The 419-nt window shown below is 29.4% G+C and carries 1 protein-coding gene; it reads left to right on the forward strand.

Features of this window, described 5'->3' with window-relative positions; genetic code table 11:
• Positions 1 to 419 (forward strand): hypothetical protein (locus tag VJI93_RS08535; RefSeq protein ID WP_324000510.1); only part of this gene is annotated, 419 nt, incomplete at both ends.

Below are 419 nucleotides of genomic sequence, written 5' to 3' on the forward strand. Positions count from 1 at the left end.
AAAGTAGCAGATGGAAGTAATACATTTGACACAAATGAAACAACAAATCCAACTTCTACAAAACCATTAAAAGATGTTTTTGATAGTAAAGATACAAATACAAGTATAGACGGTAAGGAAGTAAAAGCAGGGCAAGAATTACTTTACAAAATAACTTACAAGAATACTACAGGAAAAGTACAAAAAGTTGTAATAAAAGATAGAATACCAGAACATACAACTTATGTAAAAGATTCAGCAGATAATGGTGGAGTATACAAAGACAGAGAAATCACTTGGACAAAAGAAAATGTAGCAGATGGAGAAACAGTAGAAGTTACATTTAAGGTAAAAGTATATGACAATGTAAGTGGAGAAAAGATTCTAAATAAGGCAAATGTAGTTGATGGAAATAATAATTTCAATACAAATGAAACAAC

The sequence above is a fragment of the Parvimonas sp. M20 genome, from assembly GCF_035282425.1.
Taxonomy (GTDB): domain Bacteria; phylum Bacillota; class Clostridia; order Tissierellales; family Peptoniphilaceae; genus Parvimonas.